Origin of the sequence: Microbacterium gilvum (assembly GCF_039543865.1) — a bacterium.
Classification (GTDB): Bacteria; Actinomycetota; Actinomycetes; order Actinomycetales; family Microbacteriaceae; genus Microbacterium; species Microbacterium gilvum.
The window spans coordinates 207,342-223,205 of the sequence record NZ_BAABKO010000001.1 but is presented as its reverse complement, the minus strand read 5'-3'; the positions used below and the strand labels follow the sequence as shown (position 1 = coordinate 223,205).

Annotated in this window: 13 protein-coding genes; all 13 read right to left on the bottom strand. The window is 70.4% G+C overall.

Annotated elements, in window-relative coordinates:
* Positions 1 to 42 precede the first annotated feature (42 nt).
* Entirely contained in the window at positions 43 to 396 is a 354-nt protein-coding gene (locus tag ABD998_RS01150; RefSeq protein WP_345435085.1) for an RNA polymerase-binding protein RbpA, read from the bottom strand.
* Positions 396 to 644 (bottom strand): preprotein translocase subunit SecG, encoded by a 249-nt coding sequence (gene secG, locus ABD998_RS01145; protein ID WP_345435083.1) that lies wholly within the window; start codon positions 642 to 644, stop codon positions 396 to 398. Before secG ends, ABD998_RS01150 begins: the two co-directional genes overlap by 1 nt.
* 93 nt (positions 645 to 737) lie before the next feature.
* Positions 738 to 1,529 (bottom strand): triose-phosphate isomerase, encoded by a 792-nt coding sequence (tpiA, locus tag ABD998_RS01140; RefSeq protein WP_345435081.1) that lies wholly within the window; start codon positions 1,527 to 1,529, stop codon positions 738 to 740.
* Entirely contained in the window at positions 1,520 to 2,734 is a 1,215-nt protein-coding gene (locus ABD998_RS01135) for a phosphoglycerate kinase (RefSeq protein ID WP_345435079.1), read from the bottom strand. The genes tpiA and ABD998_RS01135 overlap by 10 nt, the downstream gene beginning before the upstream one ends.
* Positions 2,735 to 2,812: 78 nt before the next feature.
* Positions 2,813 to 3,817, bottom strand: coding sequence for a type I glyceraldehyde-3-phosphate dehydrogenase (gap, locus tag ABD998_RS01130; RefSeq protein ID WP_345435077.1), 1,005 nt, complete (start codon positions 3,815 to 3,817; stop codon positions 2,813 to 2,815).
* A 99-nt stretch (positions 3,818 to 3,916) separates the two neighbouring features.
* Positions 3,917 to 4,543, bottom strand: a complete 627-nt coding sequence (locus ABD998_RS01125; RefSeq protein WP_345435075.1) for a superoxide dismutase — start codon at positions 4,541 to 4,543, stop codon at positions 3,917 to 3,919.
* A gap of 123 nt (positions 4,544 to 4,666) precedes the next feature.
* Positions 4,667 to 5,641, bottom strand: a complete 975-nt coding sequence (gene whiA / locus ABD998_RS01120; protein ID WP_345435073.1) for a DNA-binding protein WhiA — start codon at positions 5,639 to 5,641, stop codon at positions 4,667 to 4,669.
* A 120-nt stretch (positions 5,642 to 5,761) separates the two neighbouring features.
* Positions 5,762 to 6,631: an RNase adapter RapZ gene (gene rapZ / locus ABD998_RS01115; protein ID WP_345435071.1), complete on the bottom strand. Its 870-nt coding sequence runs from the start codon at positions 6,629 to 6,631 to the stop codon at positions 5,762 to 5,764.
* Positions 6,632 to 6,641: 10 nt separating this feature from the next.
* Positions 6,642 to 8,591, bottom strand: a complete 1,950-nt coding sequence (gene uvrC, locus ABD998_RS01110) for an excinuclease ABC subunit UvrC (RefSeq protein WP_345435069.1) — start codon at positions 8,589 to 8,591, stop codon at positions 6,642 to 6,644.
* Between the two features lies 1 nt (position 8,592).
* Positions 8,593 to 11,481, bottom strand: coding sequence for an excinuclease ABC subunit UvrA (uvrA, locus tag ABD998_RS01105; protein ID WP_345435066.1), 2,889 nt, complete (start codon positions 11,479 to 11,481; stop codon positions 8,593 to 8,595).
* A 125-nt stretch (positions 11,482 to 11,606) separates the two neighbouring features.
* Positions 11,607 to 13,685 carry an excinuclease ABC subunit UvrB gene (gene uvrB / locus ABD998_RS01100; protein ID WP_345435064.1) on the bottom strand — a complete coding sequence of 693 codons (2,079 nt, stop codon included), beginning with the start codon at positions 13,683 to 13,685 and terminating at the stop codon, positions 11,607 to 11,609.
* A gap of 10 nt (positions 13,686 to 13,695) precedes the next feature.
* The gene (locus ABD998_RS01095) at positions 13,696 to 13,965 is read right to left on the bottom strand and encodes a hypothetical protein (protein ID WP_345435062.1); all 270 of its coding nucleotides are present in this window, start codon (positions 13,963 to 13,965) and stop codon (positions 13,696 to 13,698) included.
* Between the two features lie 42 nt (positions 13,966 to 14,007).
* Complete coding sequence (locus ABD998_RS01090; protein WP_345435060.1) at positions 14,008 to 15,855, bottom strand: histidine phosphatase family protein; 1,848 nt, start codon at positions 15,853 to 15,855, stop codon at positions 14,008 to 14,010.
* Positions 15,856 to 15,864: the final 9 nt, after the last annotated feature.

The window sequence follows — 15,864 nt, the reverse complement described above, 5'->3', positions numbered from 1 at the left end:
GAAGGCCCCGATCCGCGGATCGGGGCCTTCTTCGCGCGGTCTCTACTGCCCGCGCTTCTCGCGGAGCTTCTGGAGCGCCTCGCCGAGGAGCTCCTCCGCCTCGTCTTCAGTCCGGCGCTCCTTCACGTAGGCGAGGTGCGTCTTGTACGGTTCGTTGCGGGAGGCCTCCGGCGGGTTCGCCTTGTCGCGCCCGGCCGGGAGCCCGGAGTGCGGGTGGTCGATGAGGTCGGGGATCTCCTCCTCGGGGATGCCGGCCGCGTAGTACCGGACGGCCTCGTTCCCGAGCGCGTCCCAGTACGACACCGCGAGGCGGTCGGCGTGGTGCCCGTGGTCCTGCTCGCCCATGGGGCCGGAGCCGACGCGGGTGCCGCGGATCGCGGACGATCCCGTCGCCATCAGATGACCTGGAACTTCGTGATGAGCCCGAGTCCGACGATCGAGAGGAACCACACCAGCGCGAGGATGATCGTGAGGTAGTTCAGGTTGCGCTCCGCGAGGCCCGACGAGCCGACGGCCTGCGACATCCCGCCGCCGAACATGTCGGACAGGCCGCCGCCGCGCCCCTTGTGCAGGAGGATGAGCAGCGTCAGGAGGAGGCTGGTGACCCCCAGGAGGACCTGGAGGACGAACTGCAGTACTTCCACGGAGAGCCTTTCGTGCGATCCGGCGCGTCGCACGCACCGGGGTCCAGTATAGGGCGGCGGGCGTGCGGCCCGGTGACCCGGGCCGCACGCGCGTCACACGCCGACGTGCTTCTCGAAGCGGATGATCGCCGCGAACTCGTCGACCTTGAGGCTCGCGCCCCCGACGAGCGCGCCGTCGACGTCGGGCTCGCGCATGAAGGAGGCGATGTTCGCCGACTTCACCGACCCGCCGTACAGCACGCGCGTGCGCGCCGCGGCCTCGGCGCCGAGCGAGGACGCGATGACCTCGCGGAGCTTCGCGCACACCTCCTGAGCCTGCTGCGGAGTGGCGGCCTGCCCGGACCCGATGGCCCACACCGGCTCGTAGGCCACGACGATGTCGGCGTCGGAGGAGACGCCCGCGAGCGCCTTCTCGAGCTGCGCGACGGGAACGGCGCTGGCGCCGAACTTCTCGAGGTCCTCGCTCGTCTCGCCCACGCAGATGACGGGGACGAGGCCGTGCTTGAGGGCCGCGGCGACCTTCGCCGCGACGACGTCGTCGCCCTCCGCGTGGTACTCGCGCCGCTCGGAGTGGCCGATGATGACCTGCTTCACGTCGAGCTTCGCGAGGAACGCGCCCGAGACCTCGCCCGTGTAGGCGCCGTCGTCGTGCGTGGAGAGGTCCTGCGCACCGAGCGTGAAGGGGATGCGGTCGGCATCGATGAGCGTCTGCACGCTGCGGATGTCGGTGAACGGCGGGAACACCGCCACCTCGACGCTGCCGTCCTCGTGCTTGGCGTCCTTGAGCGTCCAGTGCAGCTTCTGCACGAGCGCCACCGCCTGCAGGTGGTCGAGGTTCATCTTCCAGTTCCCCGCGATCAGCGGGGTCCTCTTCGTCATGCCCATCCGAGCACCTCCAGTCCGGGAAGCTTCTTGCCCTCGAGGAACTCGAGGCTGGCACCGCCGCCGGTCGAGATGTGCCCGAAGGCGGCATCCTCGAACCCGAGCTGGCGGACGGCGGCGGCGGAGTCTCCCCCGCCGACGACGCTGAGACCGTCGACCTCGGTGAGCGCCTGCGCCACGGCCTTCGTGCCCGCGGCGAACGGCGCGAGCTCGAACACGCCCATGGGGCCGTTCCAGAACACCGTCTTCGAGTCGCGGATGGCCGCGGCGAACGTCTCCGACGTCGCGGGGCCGATGTCGAGGCCGAGACCGGAGGCGCCGAACGGCGACTCCTCGATCGCGTCGGCCGACGCGACGACGTGATCCGCGTCCGCCGCGAAGGCGGAGGCGACGACCACGTCGGTGGGGAGCACGAGCTCGACGCCCTTCTCGCGCGCGGCCTCGATGTAGCCCCGCGCGGTGTCGATCTGATCGGCCTCGAGGAGGCTGGAGGCGACCGCGTGGCCCTGCGCCGCGAGGAATGTGAAGAGCATCCCGCCGCCGATGAGGATCCGGTCCACCCGCGGGAGGAGGTGGTCGATGACGCCGAGCTTGTCGGACACCTTCGAGCCGCCGAGGACGACCGTGTAGGGGCGCACCGGGTTCTCGGTGAGCGAGTCGAGGACCTCGAGCTCCGCGGCGATGAGGAGGCCCGCGGCGCTCGGGAGGAGCTTCGCGAGGTCGTAGACGCTCGCCTGCTTTCGGTGCACGACGCCGAACCCGTCGGAGACGAGCACGTCGCCGAGCTCGGCGAGCTGCGCGGCGAAGGCGGCGCGCTCGGCGTCGTCCTTCGCGGTCTCGCCGGCGTTGAAGCGCAGGTTCTCGAGGACGGCGATCCGGCCGTCCTCGAGGCCGTCCGCGACCTCGTGGGCGGAGTCGCCCACCGTGTCGGTCGCGAACGCGACGGGCCTGCCGAGCAGCTCGGCGAGCCGGTCGGCCGCGGGCCGGAGGCTGTACTGGTCGTCGGGCTCGCCCTTCGGGCGGCCGAGGTGGGAGATCGCGACGACGCGGGCGCCTGCATCCAGCAGGGCGTTCAGCGTCGGGAGCGAGGCGCGGAGGCGGCCGTCGTCGGTGATGACGCCGTCCTTCAGCGGGACGTTGAAGTCGCATCGGATGATGACGCGCTTGCCGGCGAGGTCGCCGAGGCTGTCGAGAGTTCGCAGTGACATCGATTCCTCAATCTACAGGCGGGAAGCCCGCAGGCGCGTGGCTGCGCGCCTGCGGGCTTCCCGGACGGTTCCTGAAGCTCAGAGCTTCTCGGCGACGATCTCGGTGAGGTCGACGAGACGGTTCGAGTAGCCCCACTCGTTGTCGTACCACGACGAGAGCTTGACCTGCGTGCCGAGGACGCGCAGGAGGCCGGAGTCGAAGATCGACGAGTGCGGGTCGTGGACGATGTCGCTCGAGACGATCTCGTCCTCGGTGTACTTGAGGATGCCCTTGAGGGGGCCCTCCGCGGCCTCCTTGAAGGCGGCCTTGATCTCGTCGACGGTCAGCTCGCGCTCGGTCTCGACCGTGAGGTCGGTGATCGAGCCGGTGGGGACGGGCACGCGGAGCGCGAAGCCGTCGAGCTTGCCCTTGAGCTCGGGGAGGACGAGGCCGATGGCCTTCGCCGCGCCCGTCGAGGTGGGGACGATGTTGAGGGCGGCGGCGCGCGCGCGACGGAGGTCGGAGTGCGGGCCGTCCTGGAGGTTCTGGTCGGCCGTGTAGGCGTGGACCGTCGTCATGAGGCCGCGCACGATGCCGAACTTGTCGTTGAAGACCTTGGCGAGCGGGGCGAGGCAGTTGGTCGTGCACGACGCGTTCGAGATGATGTGGTGCTTCTCGGGGTCGTACAGGTGCTCGTTGGCGCCGATGACGAAGGTCGCGTCCTCGCCCTTGGCGGGAGCCGAGATGAGGACCTTCTTCGCGCCGCCCTCGATGTGCTTGCGGGCGTCGTCGGCGTTCGTGAAGCGGCCGGTCGACTCGATGACGATGTCGACGCCCAGCTCGCCCCACGGGAGCGCGGCGGGGTCGCGCTCGGCGAGCGCGGCGATCTTGTGGCCGCCGACCGTGATCGACGACTCGTCGTACGTGACGTCCTGGTCGAGCACGCCGAGGATCGAGTCGTACTTCAGCAGGTGCGCGAGGGTCTTGTTGTCGGTGAGGTCGTTGACGGCGACGATCTCGAGGTCAGCACCCTGGGCGAGAGCCGCCCGCAGGTAGTTGCGGCCGATGCGGCCGAAGCCGTTGATTCCGATCCGAACAGACACGTGGTCTTCTCCTGATTGTGTGGGGTGCGCCCGCACAGGCGCGGTGGAGGGGAGGTCGTCCGCGGCGGGCTCGCACCCCGCCGCGGACGACCGTGTCACTCAGGACGCTACCAGGAGACCGGCGGTCTTCTCGCGTGCCGTCGCGAAACGCGTCTGCACGTTGTCCCAGTTGACGATGTTCCAGAACGCCTTGACGTAGTCGGCCTTGACGTTCTGGTAGTCGAGGTAGAAGGCGTGCTCCCACATGTCGAGCAGCAGCACCGGCACCGTGCCCGCCGCGAACTGCGACTGCTGGTCGAAGAACTGCTGGATGATCAGCTGCTCGCCGATGGAGTCCCAGAAGACGCCGGCCCAGCCGGAGCCCTGGATGCCGAGCGCCGCGGCGGCGAACTGGCCCTGGAAGCCCTCGAAGCCGCCGAAGTACTCCTCGATCGCCGCGGCGATCTCGCCCTCGGGGCGCTCCTGGCCCTCGGGCGTGAGGTTGGTCCAGAAGATCGAGTGGTTGGTGTGCCCGCCGAGGTTGAACGCGAGGTCCTTCTCGAGCTTGTTCACGTTCGCGAAGTTGCCGGTGGCACGGGCCTCGGCGAGCTGCTCGAGTGCCGTGTTGGCGCCGGCGACGTACGTCGCGTGGTGCTTCGAGTGGTGGAGCTCCATGATGCGAGCGCTGATGTGCGGCTCGAGTGCCGCGTAGTCGTAGGTGAGCTCGGGGAGCGTGTACTTCGCCATGCGTCGGTTCATCCCATCTCTCGGCGCCGCGCCGCGGCGCTGTCGGTGCCTCCGCGCTGCAGCGGACGGAGGGTTCCCCTCCATCCTAGTGACGGCGCGACGGACGGGATCCGGTGTGTCGGACTACTCCGCGCCCACGGGCACGGCGGCCGCCGTGCCGGGGACGCCGTCCTGCTCCGCTCGCTTGTCGGCCATCGCGAGGAGGCGGCGAATGCGACCGGCGACGGCGTCCTTCGTGAGCGGCGGGTCCGCGTGGTGGCCGAGCTCGTCGAGGCTCGCGTCGCGGTGCGCGAGGCGGAGATCGCCGGCCTGCTTGAGGTGGTCGGGCACATCCTCGCCGAGGATCTCGAGCGCGCGCTCGACCCGCGCGCACGCGGCGACGGCCGCCTGGGCGGAGCGGCGCAGGTTCGCGTCGTCGAAGTTCACGAGCCGGTTGACGCCGGCGCGCACCTCGCGGCGCTGGCGCATCTGGTCCCACTCCGCAGCGACGTCCACGGCCCCGATCGCGTGCAGCATGGCGCGGATGCCCTCGGCCTCGCGGATGACGACGCGGGGGACGCCGCGCACCTCCCGCGACTTCGCCGAGATGCCGATGCGCCCTGCAGCGCCGACGATGGCCATCCCCGCCTCGCCCGTGGGGCAGGCGATCTCGAGCGACGCGGACCGGCCGGGCTCGGACAGGCTCCCCGCGCCGAGGAACGCCCCGCGCCAGATGGCGGCGAGGTCGTCGCGCGTGCCGGTCGTGAGCCGGTTGGGGAGGCCGCGCACCGGCCGACGACGCTGATCGAGGAGACCGGTCTGGCGGGCGAGCGTCTCGCCGCCGTCGACGACGCGCACGGCGAAGTGGTCGCCGCCCTGGGAGCCGGAGCCCTGCACGTGGGCGATCTCGGGCCGCACGCCGTAGATCTCGGCGATGTCGCGCGCGACGCGCCGCGCGAGATGCGGCGAGTCGACCTCGGCCTCGACGGCGACGCGCCCGGCGATCGAGTGCAGACCGCCCGAGAACCGCAGCAGGGCCGTCGTCTCAGCGATCCGAACCGAGGGACGCGGGTCCCGGACGGTGATCAGCTCTGCCTTGACATCGGCGGTCAGTGACACGGATTTCCCCACTCTCGAAGACGGTGATTCGCCTATTTTGGCGCAAGGATCGATCTTACCGACCGAGGTCTGCGGACGACCGGGTGCGAACTCCCAGCCGACGACGTTATGAGGGGATCGTCACTCGCGCCCGAGGTCGCGGTGCCGAACCCGGACGGCGACGCCGGGGAGGTCGGCGAGGCGCTCCGCGAGGGCATGCGCCATGGCCACCGACCGGTGCTTCCCGCCCGTGCAGCCGACCGCCACCGTCGAGTGGCTCTTGTTCTCGCGCTGGTAGCCCGCGAGCACGGGAGCGAGCGCGGAGGCATAGCCGTCCAGGAACTCCTCCGCGCCCTCCTGGCCGCGCACATACGCGGCGACGGCGGCGTCCTGCCCCGTGAGATCGCGCAGCTCGTCGACCCAGAACGGGTTCGGCAGGAAGCGCATGTCGGCCACGAGGTCGGCATCGGGCGGGAGACCGTACTTGAAGCCGAAGCTCAGGACCGTGACGCGGTGGCGCGGCGCGCCGTCGTCCTGGAGCAGGTCGGTGACGTGGTTCGCGAGCTGGTGGATGTTGTAGCGCGACGTGTCGATGATCACGTCGGCGTTCTCGCGCACGGCCGCGAGCACCTCCCGCTCGCGTCGGATGCCGTCGAGGAGCGTGCCGTCGCCCTGCAGGGGATGCGGGCGCCGCACCGCCTCGAACCGGCGCACGAGCACCTCGTCGGAGGCGTCGAGGAAGATGACCCGGAGGTCGCTGCGCTCGCGCACGGCCTGCGCCGCCGCGGGGAGCTCCGCGAAGAGGTCGCGTCCGCGCACGTCGACCACGGCGGCGACGCGCGGCAGCTGCTCACCGAGACGTCCCGACAGGTCCAGGAGAGGACGCAGCATCTGCGGCGGGAGGTTGTCGACGACGTACCAGTCGAGATCCTCGAGGGCGTTGGCGACCGTCGAGCGGCCGGCGCCGCTCATGCCCGTGACGATGAGGAACTCGCCCGCCGTGTCAGCCATCGCGGTCAGCCTACCGATCTTCCGGCTGCGCGGTGGCGCCGCCCTCCGCCCCGTCGTCGCGATGCAGGTGCTCGAAGACGGTCGCCGCGAGCTTGGGACCGATCCCCGGGAGCTCCTCGATCTGCGCGATCGTCCCCTCGCGCAGGGCGGCGACCGACCCGAAGTGGCGCAGGAGGGCGCGGATGCGGGCGTCTCCGAGGCCGGGCACCTCGCTCAGCACCGTGCGGATGTCGCGCTTGCGGCGCTTGCGCTGGTGGGTGATCGCGAACCGGTGCGCCTCGTCGCGCAGGCGCTGCACGAGATACAGCGCCTCCGACGTCCGCGGAAGGATGACGGGGTAGTCCTCCCCCGGCAGCCAAAGCTCCTCGAGGCGCTTGGCGATCCCGCACAGCGCGATCTCGGTGTGCCCGCTCTCCTCGAGCGCCCGTGCGGCGGCGGCCACCTGCGGCTGGCCGCCGTCGACGATGAGGAGCTGCGGCGGGTAGGCGAAGCGCCGTCGTCGTGCAGGACCCGTGACGACCTCGCCCTCGTCGCTCGTGGCGAGCTCCGCGGCGTCGGGCTCCGCCTCCTCCGGGCGGTCGAGGTGGGCGAGCCGGCGCGTGAGGACCTGGTGCATCGAGTCGGTGTCGTCGGTCGTCTCCGCGATGGAGAAGGAGCGGTACTGATCCTTGCGCGGCAGGCCGTCCTCGAAGACGACCATCGACGCCACGACGTTCGTGCCCTGCAGATGCGAGATGTCGAAGCACTCGATCCGCAGCGGAGCCTCGGTCATCCCGAGCGCCTCCTGCAGGTCGGCGAGCGCTTCGGTCCGGGAGGCGTAGTCGCTCGTACGGCGCGTCTTGTGGCGCAGCAGCGCCTGCTGGGCGTTGAGCGTGGCGTTGCGCAGCAGCTCGGCGCGCTGCCCCCGCTGTGCCACGGCGATCTCCACCCGCCGGCCGCGCTTGGCCGCCAGCCACTCCTCGAGCTCCGCGACGTCGGGCGGGAGGACGGGGACGAGCACACGGCGGGGCACGTCGGCGGGCGCCGCGTCGCCGTAGACGCGCTGGAGGATCTGGTCGACGAGCTCGGGGCCCGAGATGTCGAGCTCCTTGTCGATCGTCGTGGAGTGCACGCCGCGCACGCGTCCACCGCGGATCACGAAGTGGTGGACGGCGGCGGAGAGCTCGTCCTCGGCGATGCCGAACAGGTCGGCCTCGGCGTCGTCCGACAGGACGAGCGCGCTCTTGTTCAGCACCGCGTCAATCGACGCCAGCTTGTCGCGGTAGACCGCGGCCTGCTCGTAGTCCATCGCCGCCGCCGCCTCCTTCATGCGCGCGGTGAGCTCGCGCGTGAAGCGCTCGTCCCCGCCGTTCATGAAGGCGATGAAGTCGTCGACGACCGCGCGATGCTCCGCGACCGTCACCCTGTGGGAGCAGGGCCCCCCGCACTTGCCGATCTGGCCGGGGAAGCAGGGCCGGCCGGTCTGCATCGCGCGCTTGTACGACGCGTCGCTGCAGGTGCGGATGGGGAACACCTTGATCATGAGGTCGATCGTGTCGCGCACGGCCCAGATCTTGGGGTAGGGCCCGAAGTACTTCGCTCCCGCGATGCGCCGGTTGCGCGTCACCATGACCCGCGGCGCCTCGTCGCCCAGCGTGACGGCGAGGAACGGGTAGGACTTGTCGTCCTTGTACCGGACGTTGAACGGCGGGTCGAACTCCTTGATCCACTGGTACTCGAGCTGGAGCGAGTCGACGTCGGTGGGCACGACCGTCCACTCCACGGAGGAGGCGGTCGTGACCATCCGACGGGTGCGCTCGTGGAGCGTGTGGAGCGGCGCGAAGTAGTTCGACAGCCGCTGGCGCAGGTTCTTCGCCTTGCCGACGTAGAGGACGCGCCCGCCCGCATCCCGGAACCGGTAGACCCCGGGGTTGGTCGGGATCTCGCCGGCACGCGGCTTGTAGGGCAGCTGGTCTGCCACGTCAGCCGGCCTTGCGCTGCCGTTCGGCCATCCCGAGCGCCTCGGCGAGGAACGCGCCGGTGTGGCTGCCGTCCGTGCGCGCCACCTGCTCGGGCGTGCCGGTGGCGACGATCGTGCCCCCTCCGGACCCGCCCTCGGGTCCGAGGTCGACGATCCAGTCCGCCGACTTCACGACGTCGAGGTTGTGCTCGATGACGATGACGCTGTTGCCCTTGTCGACGAGTCCGTTGAGCACCTCGAGGAGCTTGCGCACGTCCTCGAAGTGGAGGCCGGTGGTCGGCTCGTCGAGCACGTAGACCGATCGGCCGTTGCTGCGCTTCTGCAGCTCGGTCGCGAGCTTGACGCGCTGCGCCTCGCCGCCCGACAGCGTCGTGGCCGCCTGCCCCAGGCGGACGTAGCCGAGGCCGACGTCGACGAGCGTCTTCATGTAGCGGTGGATGGCCTGGATCGGCTCGAAGAAGCGCTCCGCCTCCGCGATCGACATCTCGAGCACCTCGGCGATGTTCTTGCCCTTGTAGTGCACCTGCAGGGTGTCGCGGTTGTACCGCTTGCCGTGGCAGACCTCGCAGTCGACGTACACGTCGGGGAGGAAGTTCATCTCGATCTTCAGCGTGCCGTCGCCCGAGCACGCCTCGCAGCGCCCGCCCTTGACGTTGAAGCTGAAGCGCCCCGCCTTGTAGCCGCGGACCTTCGCCTCCGGCGTCTCCGCGAACAGGTTGCGGATGCGGTCGAACACGCCCGTGTAGGTGGCGGGGTTCGATCGCGGCGTCCGGCCGATCGGGGCCTGGTCGACATGCACGACCTTGTCGAGGTGCTCGAGCCCCGTGACGCGGGTGTGCTTGCCCGGGACGGTGCGCGCTCCGTTGAGGCGCTGCGCGAGCACCTCGTACAGGATGTCGTTCACGAGCGTCGACTTGCCAGAGCCGCTCACGCCCGTGACGGCCGTGAGCACGCCGAGCGGGAACTCGGCGGTGACGTTCTTCAGGTTGTTCGCGCGGGCGCCGACGACGCCGAGCGTGCGCTTGCGGTCGATCTTCCGCCGCTTCTTCGGCACGGCGATCTCGCGACGACCCGAGAGGTAGTCGCCCGTGAGCGAGCGCTCGTCGCCGACGAGCGCCTCGAACGGCCCGGAGTGGATGACCTCCCCGCCCTCGATGCCGGCACGCGGCCCGATGTCGACGACCCAGTCGGAGGCCTCGATGGTCTCCTCGTCGTGCTCGACGACGACGAGCGTGTTGCCGAGGTCGCGGAGCGTGACGAGGGTCTCGATCAGCCGGCGGTTGTCGCGCTGGTGCAGGCCGATCGACGGCTCGTCGAGCACGTAGAGCACGCCCGTCAGACCCGTTCCGATCTGCGTGGCGAGGCGGATGCGCTGCGCCTCGCCGCCCGAGAGCGAGCCGGCGGCGCGACTGAGCGTGAGGTAGTTGAGCCCGACCTGGATGAGGAACTCGAGCCGCACGCGGATCTCGCGCAGGATCTGCGCCGCGATCTGCTTCTCGCGGTCGGTGAGCACGACGCCGTCCATCATGGCGAGGGCGTCCTCGAGGCTGAGGTCCGCGGTCTCCGCGATCGAGCGTCCGTCGACCTTCACCGCGAGCACCTCGGGCTTGAGGCGCGCGCCGTCGCAGACCGGGCACGGCACCTCGCGGAGGTACTCCGCCCAGCGGGCGCGCGTCGTGTCGGTCTCGGCCTGCGCGTACTGGCGCTCGATGTACGGCACGACACCCTCGAACCCGCTCGCATAGCGCACCTCGCGGCCCCAGCGGTTCTTGAAGCGCACGTTGACCTTGTAGTCCTGACCGTGCAGCACGGAATCGCGCACGATCTGCGGCAGCGCGCGCCAGGGGGTGTCGAGCGAGAACGCGAGCTCCTCCGAGAGCCCTTCGAGGAGGCGCTCGTAGTACTGGAAGAGCCCCTTGCCCTGGGTCGTCCACGGGACGATCACGCCCTCGCGGATGGAGAGCTCCTCGTCGGCCAGCATCAGCTCGACGTCGACCGACATGCGCGTGCCGAGCCCCGAGCAGGCGGGGCACGCGCCGAACGGCGCGTTGAACGAGAACGTGCGGGGCTCGATCTCGGTGAGCTGCAGCGGGTGCCCGTTCGGGCAGGCGAGCTTCTCCGAGAACGACTGCCAGGCGTCGTCGCCCTCCTCGTCCACGAAGTTGACCTGCAGCACGCCGCCCGCCAGCCCGAGCGCGGTCTCGACGGAGTCGGTGACGCGGCCGAGGATGTCGTCGCGCGCGACGAGACGGTCGACCACGACGGCGATGTCGTGCTTGTAGGACTTCTTGAGCACGGGCGGCTCGGCCAGTTGCACGAGCTCGCCGTCGACGACGGCGCGCGCGTACCCCTTCGCCGCGAGCTCCTTGAAGAGGTCGACGAACTCGCCCTTCTTCTGCGTCACGACGGGGGCGACGACCTGATACCGCGTGCCCTCGGGCAGCGTCATCAGCTGGTCGGCGATCTGCTGCACCGTCTGCCGCTGGATGCGCTCTCCGCACTGCGGGCAGTGCGGCACGCCGATGCGCGCCCACAGCAGGCGGAGGTAGTCGTAGATCTCGGTGATGGTGCCGACCGTCGAGCGCGGGTTGCGGTTCGTCGACTTCTGGTCGATCGAGACCGCGGGGCTGAGCCCCTCGATGAGATCGACGTCCGGCCGGTCGACCTGTCCCAGGAACTGGCGCGCATACGCGCTCAGCGATTCGACGTACCGGCGCTGCCCCTCCGCGAAGATCGTGTCGAACGCCAGGCTCGACTTGCCCGAGCCGGACAGCCCCGTGAACACGACGAGGGCGTCGCGCGGGATGTCGAGGTCGACGTTCTTGAGGTTGTGGACGCGGGCGCCGCGGACGCTGATCTTGCCGGACGAGGCGACAGGGGTGATGGGCACCCGACAATCCTACGGACTCCCACGGACATCTGGACGTTTGTTCGACGTATCCACTCAGGGGATTCGAAGATCCGCGCACCCCGAGCTGCCCGCGCGGATCGCACGCGTCGACCTCGCGTGCGGTCTCACGCGTGTCCGGCCTTCTCCATCTGCCGCAGCTCCCGCTTGAGGTCCTGCACCTCGTCGCGCAGGCGCGCGGCGAGTTCGAACTTCAGCTCCTCCGCAGCCGTCAGCATCTGCCCCGTGAGGTCGGCGATCGTCTCCTCGAGCTGGTTCGCCCCTTCGGCCGCGATGCCCTCCCGCAGGCGCGGGGTGGGGCTCTTGCCCCTGCCCGACTTCGTCCGCGCGGAATCGCGCTTCGAGAGCAGGTCGGCCGTGTCGGCCTCCTCGCGCGCGAGCGAGTCGGTGATGTCGGCGATGCGCTTGCGCAGGGGCTGCGGGTCGATGCCGTGCTCGCGGTTGTACGCCGTCTGGATCTCCCGACGCCGCTCGGTCTCCTCGATGGCCTTCCGCATCGAGTCGGTCATGTTGTCGGCGTACATGTGCACCTGGCCCGATACGTTGCGGGCGGCTCGGCCGATCGTCTGGATCAGCGACGTCCCCGAGCGCAGGAACCCCTCCTTGTCGGCGTCGAGGATGGACACGAGCGACACCTCGGGGAGGTCGAGTCCCTCGCGCAGGAGGTTGATGCCGACGAGCACGTCGTAGACGCCCTGCCGCAGCTCGGTGAGCAGCTCGACGCGGCGCAGCGTGTCGACGTCGGAATGCAGGTAGCGCACGCGCACGCCGTGCTCGCCGAGGAAGTCGGTGAGCTCCTCCGCCATCTTCTTCGTGAGCGTCGTGACGAGCACGCGCTCGTCCTTCTCCACGCGCACGCGGATCTCCTCGAGCAGGTCGTCGATCTGCCCCTTCGAGGGCTTGACGACGATCTCGGGGTCGACCAGGCCCGTGGGTCGGATGATCTGCTCCACGACGCCGTCGGCGATTCCCATCTCGTAGCGCCCCGGCGTCGCGGAGAGGTAGACCGTCTGGCCGATGCGGTTCTTGAACTCGTCCCACCGCAGGGGCCGGTTGTCCATGGCGCTCGGGAGCCGGAAGCCGTGCTCGACGAGCGTGCGCTTGCGCGATGCGTCGCCCTCGTACATCGCGCCGATCTGCGGCACGGTGACGTGGGACTCGTCGATGACGAGGAGGAAGTCGTCGGGGAAGAAGTCGAGCAGCGTGTGAGGGGGCTCGCCCCCCTCCCTGCCGTCGAGATGGCGCGAGTAGTTCTCGATGCCCGAGCAGAAGCCGAGCTGCTGCAGCATCTCGAGGTCGAACGTCGTGCGCATCCGCAGCCGCTGCGCCTCGAGGAGCTTGCCCTGCCGTTCGAGCTCCTGCAGCCGCTCGGCGAGCTCCTCCTCGATCGTCTTGATGGCGCGCTGGACCGTGTCGGTGCCCGCCGCGTAGTGCGTGGCGGGGAAGATCGCGACGGCGTCCAGCCTCTCCAGCACATCGCCCGTGAGCGGATGGAGCCGGTAGAGCCCCTCGATCTCGTCGCCGAAGAGCTCGATCCGGATGGCGTACTCCTCGTACACGGGGATGATCTCGATCGTGTCGCCGCGCACCCGGAAGTTGCCGCGCGAGAAGTCGACGTCGTTGCGGTTGTACTGCATCGCGACGAACTGGCGGATGATGGCGTCGCGGTCGTACCGTTCGCCCACCTGCAGCGCCACGAGCGCACGCAGGTACTCCTCGGGCGAGCCGAGACCGTAGATGCACGACACCGTGCTCACCACGACCACGTCGCGTCGGCTGAGGAGGGCGTTCGTCGTGGAGTGGCGCAGCCGCTCCACCTCGGCGTTGATCGACGAGTCCTTCTCGATGAAGGTGTCGGTCTGCGGGACGTACGCCTCCGGCTGGTAGTAGTCGTAGTACGACACGAAGTACTCGACGGCGTTGTTCGGCAGCAGGTCGCGGAACTCGTTGGCGAGCTGCGCCGCGAGCGTCTTGTTGTGGGCGAGCACGAGGGTCGGCCGCTGCACCTGCTCGACGAGCCACGCGGTCGTGGCCGACTTGCCCGTCCCCGTGGCGCCGAGGAGGACGACGTCGGTCTCGCCCGCGTTGATGCGCGCCGCGAGCTCGGCGATGGCCTTCGGCTGGTCGCCGCTCGGCTCGTACTCGCTGATGACCTCGAACGGCCGCACGCTCCGTGTCGTCTGCATGCCCTCCAGCCTAGGAGGGCGCGCCGACATCGGGCCCGGCCGGATCGTCGTCCGGCCCCGGTGCGCCGGCAGCGGCGTCCGCTGCCGCGGGAGGCGGCGGCGTCACGGGGAAGACGATCGAGTACGACGCCGTGCCGGACCCGGCGGCGTCCACCGCCGCCGGATCGGGCGACGGGAGCGCGTCGAGCCGTCGTGAAGGAGGCTCGGGCTCGACCGGCTCGGACGGCAGCGCCGCCCACGCGTGCTGCTCCTCGTCATCGCGCTCCGCGAACACTCCCATGACGACATCATCCCCCTCCGCGCACGGCGGAGGACGCCCGCGTCACGGACGCGGCGATCGCACGCGCGCGGCGCGACGGCGGATGAGGGCGGACACGAGCAGCGCGCCGCCCAGCACCGCGCTCCCCAGCGCGGCGGTCGCACCTGCCCCTCCCCAGGAGTCGGCGGCCGCGCCGGTCGCGGCGAGCGGCGCGCCGGCACCGGGCGTCTGCGTCGGCCGGGCTGTCGGCTCCGTCGTCGGCTCTGGCGTCGCCGTCGGCTCTGGCGTCGCCGTCGGCTCTGGCGTCGCCGTCGGCTCGGTCGCCGGATCCGGCTCGGTCGCCGCGACCGCGATGAGCGGGCTCTCCGCCGTCTCGACCCCCGTCAGGCAGCGCTTCACCTCGGTCGACTTGTACCAGTGCGATCCCTCGGCGACGGGGGTGCAGCCGTCCGCGAACGGGATCTCCCGCTCGTTGTAGAGCATGCGGACGAGCGGCGTGTAGGCGGCTCCGGTCGCAGGATCCACGCCGTCGCGCGCCACGACGTCCCATTGCACGTTCGCGGCCATGGGGGTCACCTCGGCGCCGCGCCACGGGTTGTCGTCGACGTTGTACACGTCGGCGATCGACTCGGGCGTCGCATCGTCCGGCGCCGCGACCGTGGAGCCGGGGAGCTTCAGCAGCGCCGCGAACGGGACGATCGTCTCGGCGTGCGCGAAGCGGAACGTCGCCGCGACGTCGCCGCCCGCCGCTCGGGCGTCGATGGTCGCGAAGAAGTCGTCGAGGAGCGCCTCCGCCACGCGGTACGTCTCGTCGTGGCCGGCCAGGCTCGGCCCCTTCTCGTAGAAGTCCTCCGCGTCGAGCAGGTAGGCGAACCACTCCGCGTCCTCCTCGCGGCCGGCGAAGTACTGCGCGAAGTCGAACGCATGCGGCGCGACGTTCTCCTCCTCCATGTCGGCGGCGATGATGTACAGGTTGTACAGGGTCATCGCGGCGTCGACGGAGCTCTCGATCGACTTCTCCGGATCGCCGCAGGCATCCGGATCGGCGGCCGGATCCGCGCCTTCGGCGCAGGCGATCGCCCCCGTCTCTGTGCCGTCGGCCGTGTTGAACCAGATGTGCTCCTCGTCGGAGCCGATCGCCGCGATGAACTCGGCCGTGAAGATGCCGGACAGGAGGTCGTCGGCGACCTCCACCGAGCGCGGCAGCTCCTCGATGAGGTCCATGGCGGCGGCGATCGTGCCGCCGTCGTCCGTCTGCTCCTCGATGTACGCCTGGTACGCCTCCGCACGCTCGCGCTCAGGCGACCCGACCGCCTTCTCGGAGCCGTCGGGGTTCTCGACCTCGTGGAAGTAGAGCAGGTCGGGGCGCGCGTCGAGTTCGACGCCCTCCACGCCGAGCCCGAGCAGGAAGCTCTCCCCCGACTCCGTCGCGCGCGCCTCGCCCGAGGTCTCGGCGACGATCCGGCCGCCCTGCGAGAGCAGGTCGGCATTGCGCTCGGCCGTGCGCTGCCCGATGCCGTGATGCTGGGTCTCGCCCTGCCCCGTCAGCATCCCGTATCCGTTCTCGACGTTCGCCGCGGTGATCGCGTCGAGGTTCGCGACGAACGCCGCACCGATCTCGGGCGAGACGAACCCGCCCTCGGCGAGCGCGGTCTGCGCGACGAGGTGGAGCAGGGCGTCGTACTTGTAGCTCGACAGACCGCGGGAGCCGTGGCGCGCGACCGACTCGGTCGCGAGCGGCCGGTATCCGTCGGGCGCCGGCTGGTAGGCGGCGATGTCGGCCTCGGTCGGAGCGACGTACGGCTGCTTGCTGCTGTAGGAGCCGTCCTCGTCCGGCGCAGGCGATGCGGCGAGGGGAGCCGCGGCGAGCGCGGCGACGAGGAGGGAGGGCATGAGCGCGGGGAGGATCACGCTCTACCG

Excerpts from the sequence above, each read along its gene's own strand:
- ABD998_RS01150 (WP_345435085.1), bottom strand. The coding sequence starts at position 396 with ATGGCGACGGGATCGTCCGCGATCCGCGGCACCCGCGTCGGCTCCGGC.
- tpiA (WP_345435081.1), bottom strand. The coding sequence starts at position 1,529 with ATGGGCATGACGAAGAGGACCCCGCTGATCGCGGGGAACTGGAAGATG.
- ABD998_RS01135 (WP_345435079.1), bottom strand. The coding sequence starts at position 2,734 with ATGTCACTGCGAACTCTCGACAGCCTCGGCGACCTCGCCGGCAAGCGC.
- ABD998_RS01125 (WP_345435075.1), bottom strand. The coding sequence starts at position 4,543 with ATGGCGAAGTACACGCTCCCCGAGCTCACCTACGACTACGCGGCACTC.
- rapZ (WP_345435071.1), bottom strand. The coding sequence starts at position 6,631 with ATGGCTGACACGGCGGGCGAGTTCCTCATCGTCACGGGCATGAGCGGC.
- uvrB (WP_345435064.1), bottom strand. The coding sequence starts at position 13,685 with ATGCAGACGACACGGAGCGTGCGGCCGTTCGAGGTCATCAGCGAGTAC.
- ABD998_RS01095 (WP_345435062.1), bottom strand. The coding sequence starts at position 13,965 with ATGGGAGTGTTCGCGGAGCGCGATGACGAGGAGCAGCACGCGTGGGCG.